This is a genomic window from Paenibacillus chondroitinus NBRC 15376, from assembly GCF_004000765.1.
Lineage (GTDB): Bacteria > Bacillota > Bacilli > Paenibacillales > NBRC-103111 > Paenibacillus_E > Paenibacillus_E chondroitinus.
Genome location: NZ_BILW01000021.1, coordinates 13,528 through 36,870, shown reverse-complemented (window position 1 = coordinate 36,870; position 23,343 = coordinate 13,528). Strand labels below are relative to the sequence as shown.

23 protein-coding genes are annotated in these 23,343 nt (G+C 45.3%); 22 read left to right on the top strand and 1 reads right to left on the bottom strand.

The window, feature by feature from the left end:
• Positions 1 to 108 precede the first annotated feature (108 nt).
• The 17 genes from PCH02S_RS21570 (at position 109) to PCH02S_RS21490 (ending at position 18,104) form a co-directional block, all read left to right on the top strand.
• On the top strand, positions 109 to 1,824 hold the full coding sequence (locus PCH02S_RS21570) for a spore germination protein (RefSeq protein ID WP_127456022.1): 1,716 nt from the start codon (positions 109 to 111) through the stop codon (positions 1,822 to 1,824).
• A complete protein-coding gene (locus PCH02S_RS21565; protein WP_127456021.1) occupies positions 1,772 to 2,887 on the top strand; it encodes a GerAB/ArcD/ProY family transporter in 1,116 nt (371 codons plus the stop codon). Before PCH02S_RS21570 ends, PCH02S_RS21565 begins: the two co-directional genes overlap by 53 nt.
• Complete coding sequence (locus tag PCH02S_RS21560) at positions 2,868 to 4,082, top strand: Ger(x)C family spore germination protein (protein ID WP_127456020.1); 1,215 nt, start codon at positions 2,868 to 2,870, stop codon at positions 4,080 to 4,082. The genes PCH02S_RS21565 and PCH02S_RS21560 overlap by 20 nt, the downstream gene beginning before the upstream one ends.
• Before the next feature lie 15 nt (positions 4,083 to 4,097).
• The gene (locus PCH02S_RS21555; protein WP_127456019.1) at positions 4,098 to 4,298 is read left to right on the top strand and encodes a CLC_0170 family protein; all 201 of its coding nucleotides are present in this window, start codon (positions 4,098 to 4,100) and stop codon (positions 4,296 to 4,298) included.
• Positions 4,299 to 4,414: 116 nt separating this feature from the next.
• Complete coding sequence (locus PCH02S_RS21550; protein WP_127456018.1) at positions 4,415 to 5,398, top strand: aldo/keto reductase; 984 nt, start codon at positions 4,415 to 4,417, stop codon at positions 5,396 to 5,398.
• 14 nt (positions 5,399 to 5,412) lie between these two features.
• Positions 5,413 to 6,681, top strand: coding sequence for a sensor histidine kinase (locus PCH02S_RS21545; protein WP_127456017.1), 1,269 nt, complete (start codon positions 5,413 to 5,415; stop codon positions 6,679 to 6,681).
• A gap of 117 nt (positions 6,682 to 6,798) precedes the next feature.
• Positions 6,799 to 7,257 (top strand): alpha/beta hydrolase fold domain-containing protein, encoded by a 459-nt coding sequence (locus PCH02S_RS21540; protein ID WP_127456016.1) that lies wholly within the window; start codon positions 6,799 to 6,801, stop codon positions 7,255 to 7,257.
• Positions 7,258 to 7,355: 98 nt separating this feature from the next.
• Entirely contained in the window at positions 7,356 to 8,588 is a 1,233-nt protein-coding gene (locus tag PCH02S_RS21535) for an aminopeptidase (RefSeq protein ID WP_127456015.1), read from the top strand.
• A gap of 18 nt (positions 8,589 to 8,606) precedes the next feature.
• On the top strand, positions 8,607 to 9,215 hold the full coding sequence (locus PCH02S_RS21530) for a TetR/AcrR family transcriptional regulator (RefSeq protein ID WP_127456014.1): 609 nt from the start codon (positions 8,607 to 8,609) through the stop codon (positions 9,213 to 9,215).
• 24 nt (positions 9,216 to 9,239) lie between these two features.
• The gene (locus tag PCH02S_RS21525) at positions 9,240 to 10,115 is read left to right on the top strand and encodes a GNAT family N-acetyltransferase (protein ID WP_127456013.1); all 876 of its coding nucleotides are present in this window, start codon (positions 9,240 to 9,242) and stop codon (positions 10,113 to 10,115) included.
• Between the two features lie 99 nt (positions 10,116 to 10,214).
• Positions 10,215 to 10,562, top strand: coding sequence for a hypothetical protein (locus PCH02S_RS21520; RefSeq protein WP_127456012.1), 348 nt, complete (start codon positions 10,215 to 10,217; stop codon positions 10,560 to 10,562).
• 476 nt (positions 10,563 to 11,038) lie between these two features.
• Positions 11,039 to 11,917, top strand: a complete 879-nt coding sequence (locus PCH02S_RS21515) for a methyltransferase domain-containing protein (RefSeq protein WP_127456011.1) — start codon at positions 11,039 to 11,041, stop codon at positions 11,915 to 11,917.
• 538 nt (positions 11,918 to 12,455) lie between these two features.
• Positions 12,456 to 13,502 (top strand): LacI family DNA-binding transcriptional regulator, encoded by a 1,047-nt coding sequence (locus PCH02S_RS21510; protein WP_127456010.1) that lies wholly within the window; start codon positions 12,456 to 12,458, stop codon positions 13,500 to 13,502.
• Positions 13,503 to 13,648: 146 nt separating this feature from the next.
• A complete protein-coding gene (locus tag PCH02S_RS21505) occupies positions 13,649 to 14,962 on the top strand; it encodes an ABC transporter substrate-binding protein (protein ID WP_164819667.1) in 1,314 nt (437 codons plus the stop codon).
• A gap of 73 nt (positions 14,963 to 15,035) precedes the next feature.
• Positions 15,036 to 15,920 carry a carbohydrate ABC transporter permease gene (locus PCH02S_RS21500; RefSeq protein WP_127456008.1) on the top strand — a complete coding sequence of 295 codons (885 nt, stop codon included), beginning with the start codon at positions 15,036 to 15,038 and terminating at the stop codon, positions 15,918 to 15,920.
• A gap of 13 nt (positions 15,921 to 15,933) precedes the next feature.
• Positions 15,934 to 16,773, top strand: coding sequence for a carbohydrate ABC transporter permease (locus PCH02S_RS21495; protein WP_127456007.1), 840 nt, complete (start codon positions 15,934 to 15,936; stop codon positions 16,771 to 16,773).
• Positions 16,774 to 16,841: 68 nt separating this feature from the next.
• Entirely contained in the window at positions 16,842 to 18,104 is a 1,263-nt protein-coding gene (locus PCH02S_RS21490) for a Gfo/Idh/MocA family protein (protein WP_127456095.1), read from the top strand.
• 42 nt (positions 18,105 to 18,146) lie between these two features.
• Here the strand turns inward: PCH02S_RS21490 and PCH02S_RS21485 are convergent, their stop codons facing one another.
• Entirely contained in the window at positions 18,147 to 18,707 is a 561-nt protein-coding gene (locus PCH02S_RS21485) for a helix-turn-helix domain-containing protein (RefSeq protein WP_127456006.1), read from the bottom strand.
• A gap of 142 nt (positions 18,708 to 18,849) precedes the next feature.
• On the opposite strand from PCH02S_RS21485, the gene tdh reads away from it, so the two are divergent.
• The 5 genes from tdh to PCH02S_RS21460 all read left to right on the top strand — a co-directional run bounded on the left by tdh (position 18,850) and on the right by PCH02S_RS21460 (position 23,341).
• Entirely contained in the window at positions 18,850 to 19,890 is a 1,041-nt protein-coding gene (tdh, locus tag PCH02S_RS21480; RefSeq protein ID WP_127456005.1) for an L-threonine 3-dehydrogenase, read from the top strand.
• A 21-nt stretch (positions 19,891 to 19,911) separates the two neighbouring features.
• On the top strand, positions 19,912 to 21,087 hold the full coding sequence (locus PCH02S_RS21475) for a glycine C-acetyltransferase (RefSeq protein WP_127456004.1): 1,176 nt from the start codon (positions 19,912 to 19,914) through the stop codon (positions 21,085 to 21,087).
• A gap of 128 nt (positions 21,088 to 21,215) precedes the next feature.
• Entirely contained in the window at positions 21,216 to 21,773 is a 558-nt protein-coding gene (locus tag PCH02S_RS21470; protein WP_164819666.1) for an Hcp family type VI secretion system effector, read from the top strand.
• A gap of 174 nt (positions 21,774 to 21,947) precedes the next feature.
• Positions 21,948 to 22,256, top strand: coding sequence for a hypothetical protein (locus PCH02S_RS21465; protein WP_127456002.1), 309 nt, complete (start codon positions 21,948 to 21,950; stop codon positions 22,254 to 22,256).
• Positions 22,253 to 23,341 carry a PQQ-dependent sugar dehydrogenase gene (locus tag PCH02S_RS21460; RefSeq protein WP_246069195.1) on the top strand — a complete coding sequence of 363 codons (1,089 nt, stop codon included), beginning with the start codon at positions 22,253 to 22,255 and terminating at the stop codon, positions 23,339 to 23,341. The genes PCH02S_RS21465 and PCH02S_RS21460 overlap by 4 nt, the downstream gene beginning before the upstream one ends.
• Positions 23,342 to 23,343 lie beyond the last annotated feature (2 nt).

Sequence of the window (23,343 nt, the reverse complement as noted above, 5' to 3'; positions counted from 1 at the left end):
TTTTTTTCATGCATAGAATCCCGATTTTGGATAAAAATACATGGAAGGAAATCAATGGGGCGAAGAAAGCTGCAATCATCTAATGAGATGTACAGGGGGCGTATTCGGATGACGATTTGGCAATGGTATAGGCGTCGAACAAGACCGGGATCCCAAAGTCAACAGTCTTCAAAGATTTTACATGTCGAAACACCCGCACATCAGACTTTGGAGAAATATGCTGAAGCTACCATTAGCCATAAACTCGATGACTCCTTGGACTTCGTTCAGGGTATACTTGGCGACAATGACGATTTTATCATGCGCCGTTTTTGCATATGTGACGAGCATCCGGCAGCTGCTTTATATTTCGCTGATTTAATTGATAAACAACTTTTAAATGATCATATATTAAAGCCCTTGATGCATACGACCGCGATGGGATATCCGAAGGATGATAACCGTTCAATGAGAGATTATCTGTTGAACGATACCCTATACTCGTGTGAAGGCAGAACGGAAACCGAGCTGGATGAGATCATCCAAGCCATTGTAGAAGGGAAAACTGTCATCCTGGTTGATGGGCTGGCGGATGGTTTTGTTTTCAGCACCCGCCAAGTTGATAAGCGTTCGATCTCGCAGCCGGAGACAGAGCAGGTGATCAGGGGAGCCCGGGAAGGTTTTATCGAAATATTGGGGACGAACTTGGCACTTCTCCGCTATCGGCTCCCGACACCGGATTTGCGGATAAAAACCATACGGATTGGGCGAGTTACGAAATCCAAAGTAGCTCTTTGTTATATTAATGGCATTGTGAACCCTGAACTCGTTAAAGAGGTATTCAGACGCTTATCGTTGATTGATATTGATGGCGTTCTTGATGCAGGTTATTTGGAGCAATTTATCGAGGATAATCATGTCTCGCCTTTTCCTCAAATTCAAAACACAGAACGGCCAGATAAGGCAGTCGCCAACCTGCTGGAAGGCAGGGTGATTCTACTGGTAGACGGATCACCGTTTGCTCTTATTTTGCCAACAGTTTTCAGTCAATTTTACCAAACGGTGGAGGATTACTCGGAACGGTATCTCTTGGTCAGTTTCATACGTCTGTCTCGTCTCGTTGCTCTGGTATTCTCGCTGATTTTTCCATCGTTGTATGTAGCTCTAATCTCGTTTAATCCGGAGCTTATTCCAACGGAGTTCGCCGTCGCAGTGGCAGGGGGAAGAGCAGGAGTGCCATTCCCGTCGGTCATTGAAGTGTTAATCATGGAAATCTCCATGGAAGTTCTGAGGGAAGCGACGCTGCGGCTCCCCCAACAGGTTGGCGGAGCTCTATCCATCGTTGGTGTGCTTGTTGTAGGACAAGCGGCGGTAGCGGCAGGATTTATCTCACCGATTACGGTTGTTATCATTGCGTTAACGACAATCGGTTCATTTGCAACACCGGCCTATAACGCAGCGTTAGCTCTTAGATTGCTGCGATTCCCGCTGGTCATCTTGTCAGGAATTTTCGGTCTGTATGGCGTGATGATCGGATTAATTTTGATCGCGAACCATATGCTCTCCCTGCGTTCATTCGGCGTTCCGTATTTGAGCCCGATAGTGCCTGGAAATTTCCAGGGGATGAAAGATACGCTGGCACGCTTGCCCCTATGGTCGATGCCCAAAAGACCTGGGCTTTTACATACCCCTAATGACACTCGTCTAAGCAAATTAACGAAAGAAATGAGTGACAAAGCAGCAAATAATACGTTAGATCCATTGAAGGTTGGAGATAGGAGGAACGTAACCTATGGAGCATCCTCGCCAGATAACGGTAATTCAAGCCGCGATCATACTGATTAGCACGATTATTGGAGTGGGGGTGCTAGCTCTCTCACTCTTTGCTGTCCGAGCAGCTGATTCCGGGGCACCGCTTGTTACTTTTCTCGGTTTAATGCTTGGAATAGCTGGTCTTTGGCTTCTAACAAAGCTCGGAATGCGATTTCCTGATCAAACGATTATAGATTACAGCAAGGTTTTAATCGGCAAATGGACGGCAGGCGTATTCAGTGTATTAATCATTGTTTTTTTTGCTCTGATTACAGCGCTGGCAGCAAGGGAATTCGGTGAAGTCGTTGTTACGTCCGTATTGATGAAAACACCGCTTGAAGTGACGGTAATCGTCATGCTGCTGCTAGCTGCTGTTTCCTCACGGGCGGATATTACCACGTTTACCTATTTCCATCATTTTTATTTCCCGGTCATTGTATTTCCTGGATTATTAATTGTTGTACTCTCGCTGAAGAACGCGCATTTAGTCAATTTGCTTCCCATATGGGGGAATGAACCAAGCGGCATGTCTGCTGGCATCCTCACGATGGCAGCCTTATTTCAAGGCTCTTTTGTTATGACCATCGTCATACCTGCGATGCGCAGACCGGAGAAGGCCATGATTGCAGGCTATGTCGGGATGGGGATTTCCGGAGCTTTATATGTCCTTATCGTCATTGCGACGGTTGGCGTCTTCGGATCGGAGGAAATTAAAAAATTAGTGTGGCCAACCTTGGAATTAGCCAAAACAACTTCACTGCCTGCGAACATCTTGGAGCGTTTGGATGGGGCTTTTCTTGCTGTTTGGGTTACGGCGGTGTTTACGACATTACTGTCATCGTATTACTTAGCCATTTATTTTATCAGCCAGCTCTTGCGACTTAAGGATCACAAGATGTTTACTTTCTTTCTAGTTCCTTTTATATATGTAATGGCTATGTTTCCTCAAAATTTGCTGCAGATGTATGAAATTATTCAAGTTGTCGGACGCTGGGGATTATTCATCACAGTGGTGTATCCACTTGTTTTATATATAGTGGCATTGATTCGTAAGAAAAAAAGTCGGGGTGACCAACTTGTGGCAAAATCTGATTAAACAGATTCTTGTTGTCGTGTTGATGACCCCTTTGCTTACAGGCTGCTGGGATCGTCTTGAAATCGAAGATCGCGCGGTTGTATTAGCCATTGGTATTGATGAAGCCAAGCCGGGAGATGAGAAAGAAACCAGCAATGCGACACATCTACTTAATCAGGAATCCTCAAACAAGGGACTCATTCGTGTCACCGTTCAAATTGCTGTACCAGGTCGCATTCCACTCGGGACAGGAGGCGATACAGGGGGGCCAGCTGATCAAAAACCAGTATGGGTTTTGACCAGCGTAGGAAACACCATTGAAGATGGTTTAATGAACTTACAGCAGCAGCTCGCGGATCGGTTGTTCTATGGCCATTTAAGAGTCATTGTTCTCTCGGAAACGGTCGCCAAAAAAGGGATTCAGAACGAAAATGACTTCTTTCGCCGTCAGCCTCAAGTCCGCAGAACGGTCTGGATGGTTGTTTCCAAAGGAGCCGCGGCAGACATTATGAATGCTACTCCGCAATTAGAGCGCGTACCATCCTTATATTTGCTTGCCACTTTGGAGCATGCCAGAGAAATGGGCAAGCTGCCCAACATTTTCTTAGGTGTTTTTTTCAGTGCCAGTTCGGCTAAAGGTCAAGAAGGGACGGTTCCTTACTTGGAGTTAAAAAAGGAATCGAATATTGAACTTGCCGGAATGGCTTATTTTAAAAATGATAAAATGGTGGGCACCACAACAGCTTTGCAAATTGGCCACTATATGGCCATAAAGCAATTAAACCCCGGTGGTTACAGTATTCTTCAGGAAATGCCGAACTCTCATACAAACGTTATTTTCAAAACCACACATCGGAAATCGAAAATAACAACAACAATCAAAAATGGGAAAGTGTTTGCGACCATTAGATGCCAAGTCGAAGGGGACTTAACGGAAAAATCGGATGAGAAGGTACTCGTGACGAAAAATAATTTGATCCAGCTGGAAGAGAAAATAAAGAAAGACGCTGAAAAGGGATTTGTGAAATTCATCCAGCAGACGCAGGAAGATGGCAGTGACATTTTCGGCTTTGGAGAATTTGTACGCGCGACGCAGCCAGCTTATTGGAACAAGGAAATAAAAACCAAGGAAAAGTGGGAGAGCAAATATAGAGAGATGAACGTTGATGTCTCGATGCACGTTAAGATTAGACGAATTGGAACGAAAACGAAGTAAGGAAGGATTCGGCTCATGATTACCTTTAATAATTACACGGTTTTGCTGCTGCTGATCTCCGGACTGCTCGTCTTAGTTTTCGATGTGAGAGTGTATAAGAAAGCAAACTTGCAGAGGGAGAAAAAAGGGGCTCTTTTTACCGGATGGCTCAATATATCCCTAGGGATTCTTTCCTATTTAGGCTACCTTGTTTATGAAAAATGGTTCTGGAAATAAGCGCGCTCAGCCTTCTCGGTGATATTCTTCAATAGAGGGAAATAGGAGATATATGGAGAATATAGACATGCTGCACTTTGTACCAAAGCCGCAATTACGAGGAGGGGGAATTAGCAATGAAATACCGTCAACTAGGTGATACGGAACTTAGCATTAGTGAGGTTAGCTTCGGCACATGGGCCATCGGTGGGAGCTGGGGACTGTCTAACGATGATGAAGCCATTAAAGGCTTGCACTTGGCTATGGAAGCAGGGGTTAACTTTTTTGATACAGCCGATGTTTATGGATCGGGGCATGCGGAAGAACTGCTGGCCAAAGCAACTAGAGGAAAAGAAGATGACATTTACATAGCAACAAAGTTTTGCCGTGCTGGAGATATTTATGATGCAAAAACGTATTCAGAGGAAACGGTTCGAGAGTATTGTGAAGCTAGCTTGAGAAGATTGAATCGGGAAAGAATCGATCTTTATCAAATTCACTGTCCACCGCTAGCCATTTTGAAGGATGGTCACGTTTTTGAAGTGCTGGACAAGCTCAAAGCGGAAGGCAAAATTCGTCATTACGGCGTTAGCGTCGAGACTGTGGAAGAAGGTTTGTTCGCGCTGAGTAAGCCAGGAGTCAAGGCGCTGCAAGTGATTTATAACCTGTTCCGGCAAAAACCGGCCGAAACTTTATTTCCGCAAGCACAAGCTGCGGGGGTAGGGATTCTGGTCAGACTTCCGTTAGCCAGTGGCCTGCTGACCGGGAAATTCACAGAATCGAGCACATTTGCTGCGGATGATCACCGGAATTTCAATGCGGATGGCGCACAGTTCAACGTTGGCGAGACGTTTGCCGGGCTTCCATTTACCAAGGGAGTGGAGCTGGCAAGGGAACTGGCATGGATCGCAGAAGGTCGCGGCAACATGGCGCAAGCTTCTATGCGCTGGATATTGGACAATCCGAACATTACCTGCGTGATTCCAGGATTCAAAAACGAACGCCAAGTTGCTGATAACCTCGGCACGGCGCAGACGCCATCTTTTTCCGAGGAAGAAATGGCTCGACTTCAAACTTTTTATGAGGACAGGGTGAGAGACTACATTCGGGGGCCTTATTAGAAGATGATGTTTCTATGATTAATTTTTTTAAAGACTTTATATTAAATATCTTCTTGATTTTCTCTCCGCTTGTTGTTTATCCCTATTTGTACAAATTTCAAAGTCATAGCATGAAGTACCGGCTGTGGCTTTGCTTTTTTTTCACAGTAGCCATTGGGTTCGCGATGTCCATTCCGGTTAATTTGAATGGTTTGGTCTATGATTTTAGATCTATCCCATTGATTGTCGGATCCCTGTATGGCGGAATTTACGTGTCGATGTTTCTGTATGCGGCAATTATCGTAGTCCGTTATCTTCTCGGAAATCCAAATAATTTGATCTATTGTGTTTCCTTTCTTCCAACCATTATTTTTATCGTATTGCTGCTGAAAAGATATCCTCATATGCGTCTAGCCCATAAAATGATTTCTGCCGTTATTGTTTGCGTAGCGGTTAAAATTGTTAGTTTTCTCATTTATTTAACGAGTATTGGAAAGCTGGAGCTTTTTACCGCCAATCTTCTCTCTTCCTCCCAAACCTACCTTCTGCAGAGTGTAGTAATCGCCGTCTATATTTATCTGATCGAGTTTCAACAGAAGTACATTCATATGCAGGAAGACGCAGTCCATGGTGAGAAAATGAGGATTGTCAGCGAGATGGCGGCTTCGGTTGCCCATGAAATCAGAAATCCGCTCACTGCCGTTAGAGGGTTTATTCAACTCATGGGGGTACCACATTTAGCCCCGTCGAAGCTCCAATTTTATCAGCAAATCTCACTGGAAGAATTAGAGCGGGCACAAGTCATCATCAGCGACTATTTAGCCATCGCAAAGCCTGAACCTGAGAAAGACGAGCTGATCCTGATGAAGGATGAAGTGCAATATGTTTCTCAGGTGTTAGTAACGATTGCCAATTACAACGATGTCAAAATTGAAGTAACCTTGCAGGATGAACAAATGTTTATTCAAGGGGATCGGAATAAGCTTAGGCAGTCGCTGATCAATATTGGGAAAAATGCCATTGAGGCGATGTCGAAAAGCGGTGGTGTTTTGGAAATTGGGTTAAAAGAGCAGACCGATAAGATTATGATTACAATACGTGATAACGGGATTGGCATGACGAAGGAACAAATTAGCCGATTGGGTACGCCGTATTTTTCCACCAAAGAGAAAGGCACTGGCCTAGGTACAATGGTTTCATTCAGTCTTATTCGAGCGATGAAGGGGAAAATACATATTACCAGCGAAGTAGGCAAGGGGACGGAGTTTGAAATATCATTCCCAGCAGTTCCGCGCGGATTGTGACAAAAGTTGAATAACAGTTACTTAAGGGGCTCGCCATTGGCAGCTCTTTTTTTGTTTATATTCACTTAAAAATTGTCCCGAATAGTTGATCGCAAGACAACGTAGGAGGCGGACAGGATGGGAAAAGAAAGCATACAAAGCCGTTTCATTAAAGCTGGATTACGATTCATACAAGTCAATGCCATATGGAAAAAGACGGGGGAAGTCGTGCAACCTTTGGAATCAGCTGCAGGGAACAAGCATATCTTCTACTTGCATGGCGGAGGCCATGTGCTCAAAATCACCTCGCTGCACGATATTGCCAAGTGGTATGCGGGCGAAGAAAGTGTGAAGCATTACTTGGTTAGTCCCATATACGGGAATTTCCATGACTTGGGAAGGATCAGCGTGTATATCGGAACGCATGATATCTTATATCCTGATGCGAATAAATTCAGTAAACTCGCTGGCATGCAGGGTATTCCTATTAATTATTATGAATACCCTTCTATACTTCATGTCTGGCCGTTATTTCCTTGTCCGGAAGCCAGGCAAGCACGGGAACAGATGATGCATACGATTCGATCATCTTCATAATTTTTTAACAAATGCGCTTGACAGTTAAAACGATTTGGAATAATAATAAAAACGACTGAGTAGTCATTTTAAAGAGAGAATAGATGAGGAGGATTTCAATGACTAAACACCATGATCAATTAGTTAAATATGCGTCTTTGGCCATACAACTGGGAGTTAATGTGCAGCCGGGACAAACACTAGTCATTTTTGCACCTCTAGTATCGGTGGATTTTGTACGCTTATTAGTTAAACGCGCCTACGAAATAGGGGCAAAGCTTGTCTATGTGGAATGGGCTGACAGTGAAATTACACGCTTGAAATATGAATTGGCGCCATTTGAGGCGTTACTAGAATACCCAATGTGGCAAGCCAAAGGTTATGAAGAACTAGCAAGCCAAAATGCCGCTTTCCTATATGTTTCAGCCAATAACCCGGATCTGATGAACGGCATTGATCCCCAACGGCTTCAAACCGCCAGCAAAACATCAAGCACGGCAACCCAAGGGTTAACGATGGCAAGATTAACAAACAAAGTCAGCTGGACGATCGTCGCTGTGCCAACACCAGCTTGGGCGGATAAAGTTTTCCCACTGCTCCCGGAAGAGGAGCGGGTTGATGCGCTTTGGAGCGCCATCTTCCAAGCAACACGAGTTGAGAAAGATGATCCGATCGAGGAATGGAGGAATCATGCCCGCACATTACTAACCAAATCTGATTTGCTGAATGAGAAGCAATATAAGGCGCTTCATTACCGCGCGGAAGGTACGGACATTACGGTTGAATTGCCTCAGGACCACTTATGGGTATCGGCCGGCAGCAATAATCAGCAGGGAGATCGCTTTATCGCAAATATGCCGACAGAAGAAGTGTTTACGTCTCCTTTACGTACCGGTGTAAATGGTACCGTAAGAAGCACGAAGCCGCTAAGCTACAACGGGGTTCTGATCGAAAATTTCTCTCTGACTTTTGAAGAGGGAAGGATCATTGATTTTGCAGCGGAAAAAGGCGAAGAGATGCTGCGCACACTTGTTGAGATGGATGAAGGATCTCATTATTTGGGGGAGATTGCGCTTGTTCCGCATCGCTCGCCGATCTCGGATATGAATCTCATTTTCTACAATACCTTGTATGATGAGAACGCCTCCTGCCATTTTGCGATCGGCCGGGGATTCCCGTTTTGCTTGAAAGACGGCGTGACGATGAGTGGGGAGGAGCTGCTGAAACGCGGCTTGAACGAAAGCTTGACGCATGTAGATTTTATGATGGGATCAGCCGATATGGACATTGACGGGATTAAGATGAATGGCGAAGTTGAGCCGGTATTCCGCAAAGGGGACTGGGTTATTTAATAGAAACGGAGGAGCAGCATGTCACCGAAAGTCACGCAAGCCTACAAGGAAGAGAAGAAGGCCGTCATTCTTGAGGGAGCGCTCCACTGTTTTACGGAAAAAGGCTTCCAGGCTACGACGATGGATGATATCGTTCGGCATTTGGGCATTAGCAAAGGCGCTATTTACAGCTATTTTGCCAGTAAAGAAGAAATGTATATTCAGATGGCTGATGATAAAATGAATGCCATGCTGGAGAACTCTACAGAAACCTTCAAGAGTATGCCTAGCGCAGCGGATCAAATCCGTTACATGTACAACCGGTTTCGCAGCCAATCGCTGGCAGAACTTCGCAAATGGATAGCCTTTCATTTGGAATTTATGCTGTATGCAGCACGCCAACCCCAGTTAACACAGCGATGGAATGAGTACGCGGACAAAGCCCTAGTGTTCATTAAGGAAATCATGGATGGCGGCAAGCTTACAGGCGAATTTCGCTCGGATTTGGATAGCGCGGCAGCTTCTCGGTTGTTCTGGTCGATTCGGGATGGCCTTGCACTGCATTACATGTTAAGTGGCGAGGAAGCCGACTACAAGCGCACAATTGATGATATGGAGAGTATGATGTTCCGCTATATCATGGGGTAATCTTTTGAGGGGGAGAGGTAGGCCATGTTTTTCAAAAGAATGAGCGAAATGTCCGCCGAAGATATGGTAGCGTTATGGAATAAAGGCTTCGAAGGATATTATCTAAACAGTTCGCTGGACATGAGCAAATTCATGGCAAGAACCGTTCATGAAGGTCTCTCTTTGGAGCATTCGTTGGTATTGTTTGAAAATGAGGAGCCGATTGGTTTTGTCATGAACGGATTTCGCACCATTGAAGGGAAAAAGGTGGCGTGGAACGGTGGTACCGGAATTGTTCCTGAATACAGAGGTAAGGGATTCGGAAAACACTTAATGCTTAGAAATTTGCAATTATATCAAGAGCAGGGTGTGGACACCGCCATGCTTGAAGCGCTAGTTCAAAATGAAGCTGCAATTAAACTTTACCAGAAGGTCGGCTACGAGATTACCGAACATCTTGTCTGTTTGCAGCATACGGGCGAGCTTAATGTTAACCTGCTGGAATCAAATTTCCCAGAAAGATATATATTACGTCGGGGACATCCCGTTGAGATTAACGCGGTGCCATTCAATAGGCCGATGTCTGCCTGGCAGACACAATGGCCTAGTATGAAAGGCGGCGAAAGCGTATTTGTAACAGTTGCGGAGGAAATGGTAGGTTATGCGCTTTTCAAGCGAGTTTATGCGGAGAATGGCAGTTTGGCATCGTTCGTCCTTTATCAATGTGAAGCACGTCCAGGACGCGAGGATGAAACGGAGATTCTGAAAGCGGCTTTAAGGGAAGTATACGCACCACTTACCTCTTCCTGTACGCGATTAACGATGAATATCAGATATTCCAATAAAGGGTTAAACGAGCTGTTAGCCGGATTAGGCTTTACCTCTTTTGTCGATCAGGTACATATGCTGCACCATATTTGAAATCTGCCGGCTTGGAACATGTGAACCTGACGTATGAGTTGGGCATGGGGCGCATATGAATCGTTATGAGCAGAAAACGATGAATGGAGGGGGTACCCCATGTCTTTTTTTGACAAAGTCAAACAAGGTGCAACGGATGCCGCGAAGAAAGCTCAGCAAACCGTTGAGCTGACGAAGCTTAAAGCGCAAGTCTCTTCCAAAGAGAAGGAGATAGAGAAATTTTATAATCTCATTGGAGAGTCCGTGTATGCCGCTTATATGTCGGGAGATATTGCTCGTGCCGGCGAGATTGTCGAGAGATTCAGCCTTGGCATCGACGCGGTTAAGCAAGAAATTGCCGTATTGGATCAAAAAATCATTGAACTGCGCAATGAGAAAGAATGCGTTTGTGGGAAAGTCGTTGTGGCCGACACGAAGTTTTGTTCATCTTGCGGCCATCAGTTTTGAGGAAGCGGAGACAGTCTGAAGAGACTGTCTTTTTTGTTGCGGGTGCGACATAAACCCTGACGGTACAGCCCCGTCAGGGTTTTAACCTAGCTACTTCACCGGCCTTCCACCTTCCAGCCACTTAAATGCACGATACAGCCAATTTCCACCTCAGTAGCACACGACAAATTTCTTGAAACCTAGCGAGAATTCCGCTATGGAGTTTTTAGAGGGAACTGTGGTCCACTATTTGAAGGAGAATCAGCTTTTCCATTGGTGAGTGGGAACTACAGGCTCTTATTTGGCCTCAGAGTCACGATTTTCGGAAGAAATCGGCGAAATAGGGGATCGTAGTTCCCCTGGCCTGTTGGGAGATGTATCTTTTCTGGAAAATAGCGGACTGTAGTTCCCATAACATGCAGGGATATGTTGGGGCATAGGGAATTAATGTAAGTGGATTGCCATGCAAGCGACAAATAAAAGCAAAGGAGTCCTAAATGTCCGATTATGAATGGGATAACAAAATTGAATATTTAAGAAATACTAGAGATTTATACTACAACGATGACTATTTGGAGTTTCTAGTGAAGTCAGTTTGGAAGATCACACAGCAAGTGAATATTGTTGACTATGGTTGTGGGTACGGATATTTGGGGCTGAAGCTGTTACCGCTTTTGCCCGAGGGGTCCACATATACGGGGATTGACAGAGGAACAGAGCTAATTAACACAGCAAGGGAAATCTTTGCAAGGCAGCCTTTTACAACAAATTTTATCGTAGCAGATGTTGAAACGTTAGCGATCGACAGAAAATATGATCTGGCCGTCTGCCATGCGTTATTATTGCATCTGTCAGATGCGAAGAAGTTACTCGATAAGATGATCAATTGCGTGAAGGATGAAGGGATGGTCATCTGCTTCGAGCCGCATTGGATTGCCAACATGTCTAACTACAGTTTGCAAGGTTACAATCAAAGCCAAGTGATCCGCTTGGGAATTCTACAAAAACTATTTGAGCAGGATACCAAAAGTAACGGAAAAGACGGAAATATCGGGATAAAAATACCCGAATTTCTAAGCGAATTAGGCTTAACAAACGTGCAGTGCAGAGTAAGCGATAAAGTTAATTTTCTAGATCCGAATGCGGAGCCACAAAAGAGACAACAGCTGTACAACTCCTTGAGAGAGGAAGGGATTGGCGGTTTTCCAGGGGAAGAAAGCAAGTTTATACGCAATTTGATGAACCGAGGGCTGACAGAAAGTGAATCGCAGAACCAATACGAGGCGGAGTACTTATTTTCAAAAATATTCAGCGAGGACTCCGTATTAACCTACGCTCCTAACATGAAGATTTCATTCGGTACGGTGAAACGATGAGCACAGAAAGCAAAATGCTTTTTAAAAAACCTGTGATCGTTGGGGCAATCGGCTGGGCTGTCTTACTTTTGTCAATTTCTACTTGCTATCTTATTTGGTTATTTAGACAATATGCGATCCTCTACTATTGCGCATTTTTATTTGCAATTTTCCTCGTGGTTTGGACGTTTGTTTCTATTTTTGGCGTATTACAGAGTTTATTGGATTTCAAAGAATTAAATTTTTTGAAACCTTATCTCCATCCATCCGAAATGAAGAAGCGGAAAACGCTGTTTATGTTGGGACTGCTTGCAAATTTATTATTAATTCTATGCAACGGCATGTTAATTTTTTGTCTATACAAACTATGGCAAAAGGTTTTTCCGTAAAGGCCAATCCCAACCAAGCATGTCAGAGTTGTGCGCAAAAACAAAAATAAGAATTCTCATCGTAACTATATTGACACAATGTAAGGGGATACATTAATATGTAAACATGCTCAGGAAAACGTTTGGGCAAGAATTTGGATCACGGTTTTGGATAAAAAGGAGCTGTCACTATGCCTACACTTAAGGATATCGCTGATTTAGTGGGCGTCTCCATTTCAACAGCCTCGCGAGTGGTTAGAAATGATACAAGCAGGCATATTAATCCGGAGACGAGGGCCAAAGTTTGGGAGGCCGTTCGCCAGCTCGATTACACACCGAACGAGTCAGCACGCCATCTTGTGAATAAGCAGAAGACCGAGAAGAGACAGACCAAACAAATCGGCTGCATTATTCAAGCGGCACGACTTAATGACGATCATCCATACTATTCGCCGATTATTACGGCTTTTACGAAAAAGATTTTGGAGTCAGGCTATTCATTAGCCTTTATTCATACCTCGGACGAGCTCGCGGACGATGCTTTGCTTCACCGCTGCATCCACGATATTCAAGTGGACGGCATTATTATCGTTGGCGAAGTCGGGCCGGCGATTCTGGACTATTTGCAAAAGGTAGAGGATCTTGCTTTGATTGGCATTTGTACGATTGGGACTGAGATTACGATGGTGGATTATGATCGTATCCATGCAGCCAAATCCGCTGTCGATCACCTCATTGCGCAGGGCCACCGTTCCATCGGATTTATCGGCGGACCAGGACATACGGGAGAGCTCAACAGTGAAGAGAGGTTCCAAGGCTACAAATTCGCGATGTATGACGCCGGCATTCCCTTACATAAAGACTGGGTGATAGACACCCGTTGGGAAATTGACCGTAGTTACGAATACGTGAAAGAGCAATTGAAACGGACCGACGTGGAGCGCCCTACGGCAATCTTCTCAGCAAGCGATCAGTTGGCGATTCCGGCGATGCGTGCTGTGATCGAAAGTCAGCTGCGAATTCCGGAGGATATGGCTTTCATCTCGATGGATAATATTGATTTCGCGCAATACACGACGCCACCGTTATCTTCAGTGCATGTGCCGAAAGTGGAAATCGGTTTGACAGCAGCTGCAACCTTGCTGGATATGTTAAAAGGAGAGCAGCTGGCGCTATCGAAAGTGTTGCTGCCACATAAAATCATTGTTAGAGAATCGTCCACATTTGCCAGAAACTAATTTTTTTTATTACTCAGGATAACGTTATCCTGAGTTTGGCGCCAAACTATTTTTACTACGTCAAGGAGGTGAAATCAGCTTTTACGGGTTCCATTTTTAGCAAGGTCATGATTCTTTCACAAAAATTAAAAAAGGGTGATTGCGAAATGGTAAAGAATACAAAAAAAATCGTCTGCGTAACTATGTTGATGTCTTCAATGGTTGTTGCAAGTGCTTGCGGTAATTCCTCTTCCTCTAATCCCGTCTCATCCGGTGCGCCTGCAAATGATGCAAAAGCAACAGCAGCCGCCAGCGGTGAGAAAGTAACCATTACCTATGGCGGTTGGGGTCTGGATACGATGACGGAGGTTATCAAAGCCTTTCAAGCCAGTCATCCGAACATTGAAATTAAAGCAGAGAATACACCGTATAAGCAATATTTCACCAAATTGGAAACAGCGGCACAAGGCGGAACGATGCCTGACGTGCTATGGATGAATGGTCCGAATTTCATTAAGTACGCGGAGAATAAAATGTTGTTGGACTTGTCCGAAAACATCAAAAAGGACCAGTTGGATCTCAAAAATTATCCGGCATCTCTCGTTTCCCTATACAGCCTTGGCGGTAAAAACTACGGGATTCCCAAGGATTATGACACGATTGGTCTTTGGTACAACAAGAAACTGTTCGATGAAAAAGGCGTCGCATATCCAGACGCAACTTGGGATTGGAATAAGTTAACGGAAGCTGCTAAAAAGCTAACCGATCCTGGCAAAGGCATCTACGGCTTCGCAGCTCCAATGATGAATCAAGAGGATTACTACAACACGATTCTTCAAGCCGGAGGCACGATTATTTCCGACGATCACAAGAAGTCGGGTTATGATCAGCCGGAAGCGATTGAAGGTTTGAAATTCTTGACGGATCTCATTCAAGTTCATAAAGTATCGCCTACATTGGCGCAAATGACAGAAACAGCGCCTTCGGATTTGTTTACTTCCGGCAAGCTGGCAATGTATTTCGACGGTTCATGGGCAGCTTTCACGATTAATCAGAATGCCGAAATGAAAAATAATGCCGATGTGGCGCCACTGCCAAAAGGGAAAAAACAAGGCGTTGTCATTCACGGCTTAGGTAATGTCATCTCCGCGAATTCCAAGCATCCGAAAGAAGCATGGGAATTTGTGAAATTCCTTGGTTCGAAAGAGGCGGCAGAAGTTGCCGCTAAGCAAGGCGGAGCGATTCCGGCATTCAAAGGCTCTGAAACAGCTTGGTTAGCGGCATTTCCGCAATACCACGCCAAAGCGTTCATCGATATGACGGAGTATGCTTCCCCTTATCCGGTTTCCAAGAATACATCCGTATGGACAACTTATGAAACTGAGATTTTGAAAAATGCATGGACAGGAGATAAACCGGTAGCTGACGCAGCCAAAGAGCTCGGCGCCAAAATGAATCAAGCGCTAGCTGCAGAAAAATAAGCTTTCGGTGCGGAGGTTCGCTTGCAAGTGGCGAATCTCCCTCCTTACTACACTCATGGGAGCGTGAGTACTCATGCGAATCAGCTCGAAACGCCGGTCCGATTGGATGTGGGCGTACATCATGATCACACCTTTAATGCTCGGTTTGCTCGTTTTCTACATTTGGCCTGTGTTTCAAACGTTTTATTTTTCATTCACAGATTGGGGTTCTTTCGGCAAGTATACATGGTCAGGTTTGGCGAACTATAAGCAGCTTTTTACAGATAAAGATTTGCTGTATGCCTTTCGAAATACGGGGATTTACATTATAACGGCTGTCCCGGTCGGCATTGTTTTATCCATTATCTTAGCTGTTCTGCTGAATCAAAAGGTAAAGGGGTTATCGGTATATAGAACCCTATATTTTCTTCCGGTCGTCACAATGCCTGCAGCGGTTGCGATGGTGTGGAAGTGGTTGTACAATTCCGACTTTGGACTCATTAACTATGTACTCAGCAAATTGTCCATTACAGGGCCGCACTGGCTGACGGACAATCGCACGGCATTATTATCTATCATTATCGTAGCCATCTGGAGTTCCATTGGCTCGCACATGATTATCTTTTTATCCGGCCTTCAGGGCATTTCGGAGTCCTATTACGAAGCCGCATCGATCGATGGGGCAGGTTCTTTTACGAAATTCACGCGAATTACGATGCCTCTTTTAACGCCGACGATATTTTTCGTCATGGTAACGTCTCTCATTGGTGCGTTCCAGGTATTTGATTACATTTATATGATGGTTGGCGAAATTGTTATGGAATCTACGCAGTCGATTGTATTTTTATACTACAAATACGGGTTTCTCAAAAATGCCAAGGGGTACGCCTCTTCCATTGCCGTCATGCTGTTCGTCATTATTATGATCATTACGTATATTCAGATGAAAATTCAAAAGAAATGGGTTCACTACGAATGAGAGGGGCGAGTGTATGAATACGAAACCAGTCAATCAGAAATCGCTTCGAATCGGCGGAATCCATCTTATCCTCATATTGGGTGCAATTATCATGGTTACGCCATTTATCTGGATGTTTCTTACATCGGTAAAAACATTAGGAGAATCAACGGCTATTCCTCCCGTTTTGCTGCCAAAAGCTTTTCAATGGAGCAATTATGCGAAGGTTTTTGTAAACTTGCCGTTTTTTACTTTCTATTGGAATACATTCATAACAACTTTGGTTAAAGTAATCGGCCAGTTGATTATCTGTTCGTTAGCGGCATATGCTTTTGCAAGGATTGCTTTTCCGGGGCGCCACTTCTTTTTCATCCTGATGTTGTCGGTGCTTATGGTTCCTGGGCAAGTATTTCTCATTCCGCAATATATGATTATGAAGGATCTCGGCTGGTTGAACTCTTTGACAGCGCTAATTGTACCTGGTCTATTCAGTGCTTTCGGGACCTTTTTGCTGCGCCAATTTTTTATGACGCTGCCTAACGAATTGGAAGAAGCCGCGAAGTTGGATGGCTGCAATCAATTCCGAATTTATTGGCAAATCATGATGCCGCTTGCAAAATCCGGGATGATTGCGTTGGCTATTTTTACCATGTTGTGGTCATGGAATGATCTGATGTGGCCGCTTATCGTCAACTCCTCACCGGATAAAATGGTGCTGTCCGCAGGGATCGCTTTCCTGGAAGGGGAGCACAAAACGAATTACACGATCATTATGGCAGGCTCCATGATGGCGATTTTGCCAATGATCATCATTTTCTTCGTTTTCCAACGTTCTTTTATTCAAGGGATTGCATTCACAGGAAGCAAGTCTTAATCAATGGCATATATTAGCCTATCGTTATCATTATCGTTATAAACGAAGTCACAGGAGATGAGTATTTGATGCAAAAAGTAACGGCAATCCTGCTCGGCGCAGGTGATCGAGGGGCGCAAGCTTACGCGCCATATGCACGGAATTACCCGCATGAATTACAAATTGTAGCAGTCGCTGAACCGAATGAGGAGCGTCGCGCTATCTTTGCTTCCGCACATGGAATTGCACCGGAGCGCGCTGTTGAGAATTGGGAGCAGCTGCTTGCACAGCCCAAGCTGGCGGATATCGCCATCATTTGTACGCAGGATCAGATGCACTATCATCCCACAATGAAAGCATTGGAGCTTGGCTATCATGTTTTGCTGGAGAAGCCGATGTCTCCTAGTCCGGAAGAGTGTGTGGAGATGGAACTTATGGCGAAAAAGCATAACAGGCTGCTAACCATTTGCCATGTTTTGCGGTATACAGCTTTCTGGACGGCCATGAAACGAGTGATTACAGAAGGTAAAATCGGACAAATCGTCAATATTCAGTTGAATGAAAATGTCGGTAACATGCATATGGCACACAGTTTCGTACGCGGGAATTGGAATAATTCCGATAAGTCTTCCCCTATGATTTTAGCCAAATCATGCCATGACATGGACATTCTCTCTTACATCATGGGCGAGCCATGCGAGCGTGTCAGCTCCTTTGGTTCGTTGATGCACTTCAACGAAGAGAATGCGCCAGCAGGTGCGCCTGCGCGATGTTTGGACGGCTGCCCGGCAGAAATGAGCTGCCAATACTATGCACCTAAATATTATTTGGGCGCAGGACGCCGTTGGGCGCGTAAATTCACAACGGATACGAGCAATGAAGGTATCATTGAAGCGTTGAGCACGACGCCTTACGGGAAGTGTGTGTATCGCAGCGATAATAATGTCGTTGATCATCAAGTCGTTAATATGGAGTTCGCGAGCGGTGCGACAGCGATGTTCAGCATGTGCGGATTTACCCGTGATAACACGCGCATTCTGCAAATCATGGGAACAAAAGGTGATCTTCGCGGCAATATGGAAGAGAATGAATTCACCATTCATGATTTCGTGACGAATGAGAAAACGACCGTGCGTGTGCACGCCTCGGAAGAGGGGCATAACGGCGGAGATGCGGGCATTGTGCGCAGCTTTTTGAGCGAAGTCAGAACGTATAACGGGGGAGAAAGCAGTTCTTCCGCTTCCGTTTCCGTGCGCAGCCATCTGATGTCATTCGCAGCGGAGGAATCCCGCTTGAATTGCGGCAAGCCCATTGCGATTGAAGAGTTTTATAATCGACTCGTTACGGTATAAACAAAACGCAAGCGACCAGAGAGGCTGGCTGCTTGCGTTTTTTTAAGAAGACGGGTAGTAAATAAGCGTCTTGTATACAGCTTTGCGATCAGACAAATTCGTATACGTGTGCGGACGATCTGCTGTGAAATGGATCGCGTCACCAGGTTGAAGAATGTAGCTTTCCTGAGCAATGGAAATTTGCAGCTTTCCTTCGACCATTAGAATGTATTCTTCAACACCCTCGTTATGCGGCTCAGAAGCATGTGTACAGCCTTGCTCCATTTCGACGGTGTAGATTTCGAAGCTTTTTTGCGGGTGAAAAGGGAAAAGGGGATAGGCGCGATATTGGCCGTCCTCCTCATCAAAGGAAGAAAGATCTTCGGAACGAACAACCGTAATCTTCGGTTCGTCATCCTCAATCAAGCTCGTGAAAGAGATTTGTAATCCGCTCACAATTTTCCACAAAACAGAGATCGTTGGGTTAGAATCTCCTCGTTCAATCTGCCCCAGCATAGCTTTGCTGACTCCCGTCAATTCTGCAACTTGATCTAAGCTTAAACCTCTTGTTTTCCTTATGTTCAGTAGCTTTCTGCCCACCATTTTGTGTATCGGTTCCTGCATCAGTGTGACTCCTTTTATTTATTTTGTGTCCGTAAAAATAGCCTATTTACAATATAACATACATTCGTGTACTATGGTATATATAGACAATAAAACGCACGTATGTGTATTATATTGCATATTTGTCCTAGGGGGAAAAATGATGGGCGCAACAATGATAGGGTTGGTTAAAGAACACCGTGGACCCGGTGCTACACTAAAGGAAGTTCCTGTTCCCACGATTGGTGACGATGAAGTGCTCGTTCACATTAAGGCAACTTCCATCTGCGGAACGGATTTGCACATTTACAATTGGGATGCTTGGGCTGATAAAACGGTGCTGACCCCGAATGTGTTCGGTCACGAGTTTGCGGGCATCGTCGTTGACATCGGGGACCGCGTACGAGGCGTTAAGATCGGAGATCATGTTTCAGCAGAAGGACATATGATTTGCGGCACCTGCAAGGCTTGCCGAACCGGAAACGGGCATGTTTGTCCGAATACGAAAAGCTTTGGGATTACCGCGCCGGGATGTTTTGCCGAATATGCGGTTGTGAAAGCGAGTAATATTATTCATAATGCGCCTGAGCTGCCTTTTGAAATCGCTTGTTTGCAAGATCCGCTGGGAAATGCGGTGCAAACCGTTTTGTCCGGAGACATCGTAGGTAAAACAGTGGCGATTATCGGTGTAGGACCGATTGGCTTGCTTGCCATCAAAGTTGCCAAAGCTTGCGGAGCAGGAGCGATTTATGCGGTAGATATTAATCCAAACCGATTAAAGATGGCTTTTCAAATGGGAGCGGATGTAACGATAAACGCGATGGAAGCGCGTACATCTGAAGAACTGCGCAGGCTGACGGATGGCGAGGGCGTTGAAGTTGTGCTTGAAATGTCCGGGAACCCAGTGGCGATTGCGGATGCGTTTGAAGCTGCGGCCAATGCAGGCAGGGTGTCCTTGCTTGGAATCCCTACAAAAGAAGTCAGCTTGGACGTAACGAATCAAATTATTTTCAAAGGCCTCAAGGTAGAAGGCATCACGGGCCGTAAAATGTACCAAACCTGGTACCAAATGAAGGGTTTATTGAATCAACACCGGGTTGATCTCGCATCCGTCATCACCCACAGATTCACGCTGGATCAGTACGAGGAAGCGTTCCGATTGATGCATGAAGGACAATGCGGAAAAATCGTGTTTACTCACTAAAAAAGGCTCGGGAGGGCAAAGATGAATTACTTAAATGATTTGGCGGCAGATATTGAAGGCTGGAAGCGCGATGGACGTTACCGCACGATAAAAGTATGGGAAAGCGGTTCGGATACATGGATGAATTTGAACGGACGCAAAATTCTCCAGATGTCCTCCAACAATTATTTGGGATTGACCCATCATCCCAAATTGAAGCAAGCAGCGATTGCAGCCATTGAGAAATACGGCGTCGGCAGCGGCTCCGTGCGCACCATTACAGGGACGCTGGATATTCACGAACAGCTGGAACTGGAGCTGGCTGCTTTTAAGGGCACGGAAGCGGCGCTCGTGTTTCAATCGGGTTTTACAACGAATCAAGGCGCATTGTCTTCGATTCTTGGCGCAGACGACGTCGTCATCAGCGATGAATTGAACCATGCCAGTATCATTGATGGCATTCGTTTGACGAAGGCGAGCCGTAAAATTTTCGCCCATAAAGATATGAATCAGCTTGAAGCCGTACTGAAAGAAACGCAAAAGCATCGCAAGCGTGTTGTGGTAACGGATGGCGTATTTAGTATGGACGGCGATATCGCGCCGCTGCCTGAAATTGTTCAATTGGCTGAAGCCTATGATGCCATTGTGTATGTCGATGATGCCCATGCGAGCGGCGTATTAGGGAAAAACGGCAAAGGCTCAACCGATCATTTCGGGCTTCATGGACGTGTTCACATTCAGATCGGGACACTGTCCAAAGCGATTGGCGCTGTTGGCGGGTATGTAGCCGGTGCGCAATTGTTGAAGGAACACTTGATTCATACGGCAAGACCGTTCCTGTTCAGCACTTCGCAGACGCCAGCGGTAGCAGCGACTTGCTTGGCAGCGATTCAGGTGCTGCGCGAGAGCGAGGACTTGGTAACCCAATTATGGGCGAACGCCAATGGATTCCGCAGTGAATTGCAGCGTTTAGGCTTCGACACCGGAGCAAGTGAAACGCCGATTATCCCCATCATTATCGGAGATCCTGCACAAACGATGTCATTCTCGGATCGCTTGCTGGAAGAAGGCGTATTCGCGCAAGGGATCGTTTACCCGACTGTTGCCATGGACAAAGGGCGTGTACGTTTGATTGTGACGGCACAGCATACGAAAGAGGATTTGGCGTTTGCTTTGAACAGCCTGCAGAAGGTTGGCAAGGAATTTGGATTGGTGTAAAGCAGTGTAGACGGCACCGCGGCATTTTTCTTATGTGGACAAAGATTTGCGGAATAGAAAGTCACTTGCTCCTATATAATTAGGTCGATGGTTACATTTTGTAACATAACCGATGAGGAGTGATGGGGTTGAGCAAGTTCCGTAAACAGGCTTTTATCTTCTTAATTCTTAGCGTGTTGGTGCTCGCGTTCAGCGTAGTTCCGGCAGCGGCTGCAAGTGATGATTATGACATTTTTTTGAAACTGGATGGCATTAACGGGGATTCGATCACAAGAGGGTATGAGAAGTGGATTCAGCTTAATGATTTCTCGTTCGAAGTGACAAATAAGGCGACGGTGGCTGTCGGAAGCGGATCTGCCGCAGGCAAAGCTACTGCTCAGCCCATATCGATCAATAAAAACTTTGATTCCGCCTCGATTCCCTTATTTTTAAATACAACGACGGGAAAAGCAATTGAGAAGGGTCAAATTGTTTTCGTAAAAAACACGGGCAATGAACGGCAAGTTAGCCTCGTTATTGATTTGGAAAAAGTCCTCGTCAGCAATTTTAGCCTATATGATACGCATGAGAGCATTGAACTCACGTATGGAGCCATTACTTTTAAATACAATATTGTTGGTCCTGATGGTAAGACAACAAGTACAGTGACAGGCGGTTGGGACTTCACAAAAAATCAGAAAAAGTAAGACAGATTGATAAGTATTTATGGGAAGCGATAGGGCTTACTCGAGAGGACTGAAAAGGCCTTTTGGGTAGCCCTATTTTCATAACAGCAGGGGGGATTATGTAAACTGTACATCTCTTCTCGATGTCGATATAATTGGAATTATTTCTCAGGCATTGAGGAGGGAAGAGCGTTTATGTTTATGGAAGAAGAGGTCATCGTGTACTTGAGAGCGGGTTTCCTGATCGTTATGCTGCCGGTGATGGCTGTCGTCCTTTTCTTAATGCTGAAATTCAAGAGGATGGGGTACGGGTGGTTTTTGATCCATCTGGTCTTGTTCTCCATTGGTGCTCTTTGGTGGATACGGTTACTTGAAACTAGAGCATTTACCAGTTCTATTTATAATTCTCTCATGATCGCAATGATTGGGATGCTGTGGCTGATAAGTATGGTCTTTTTCGTCAAAGGATTATTTTCACTAAGGAATAAGGGGGCTCGTGTGTGATTAGATTGGTGGGAATAGGGATTGTTGGGATGGCGGTAATCTTGCTAAGCTCAGCTTGCTCGGACAAACTCAGTTCAACGACGAAGTCGAAAACGGTTGAGAGCCAGACAAAGGCAGGCAATGCCTACACGATCCTCGCTGAAAAGCTGCGAACACCGTGGTCGATTCAGTTCGATGAGGAAACCGTCTATGTGAGCGAGCGTGAAGGAAGTATTGTCAAAATAAGTAATGGCTCTGTGTCACGTCAAAAGGTGAAGCTTAACAAACCCCTGAAGGTACAAGGAGAAGGTGGGTTTCTCGGGATTCAACTGGCTCCTGATTTTCAAAAATCGCGCCAAGCCTATGCTTATCATACCTATGAGGAAGGCGGCAAGATTTTCAATCGAGTCATCGTTCTGCAGGAGATAAATGGCGAATGGAAGGAAATCAAATCATTCCTCGAAGGCATTCCTGGCGGTCAGATTCATAATGGGGGCAGACTTGCGATCGGCCCTGATAATATGTTGTATATGACAACTGGTGACTCGGGAGTAGACAAGCTTGCACAAGACTTGAATAGCTCAGCGGGCAAAATATTGCGCATGACATTGGATGGCAAAGTCCCATCTGATAATCCATTTACCAAGTCTTATGTTTATTCATATGGGCACCGAAATTCACAAGGGATTGCGTGGGACAAGCAGGGGCGCATGTTTAGCTCTGAACATGGTCCTTCAGGAAATCCTGGCGGGCATGATGAAATCAATCTCATTGAAAAAGGCAACAATTACGGGTGGCCGGTTATGATCGGAAATGAGAAAAAGGAAGGGATGGTAACTCCGCTGTACCAAACGGGAGATACCGCCATTGCACCATCGGGGATTGACATAGATGCAGACGGACAAATTTTGATCGCAACTTTAGTCGGGAAGAAGTTATACAGGTTCAACCCTGACACCAAGCAAATGGCTGCCGTATTGGAGGGTGAAGGGAGACTGCGTGACGTAAGGCTGCATAATGGGGATATTTATGTGCTGACTAACAACACGGATGGTAGAGGAAGTCCTTCGGCGAGCGATGACCGTCTTCTGATACTAAAAAAGTAAAA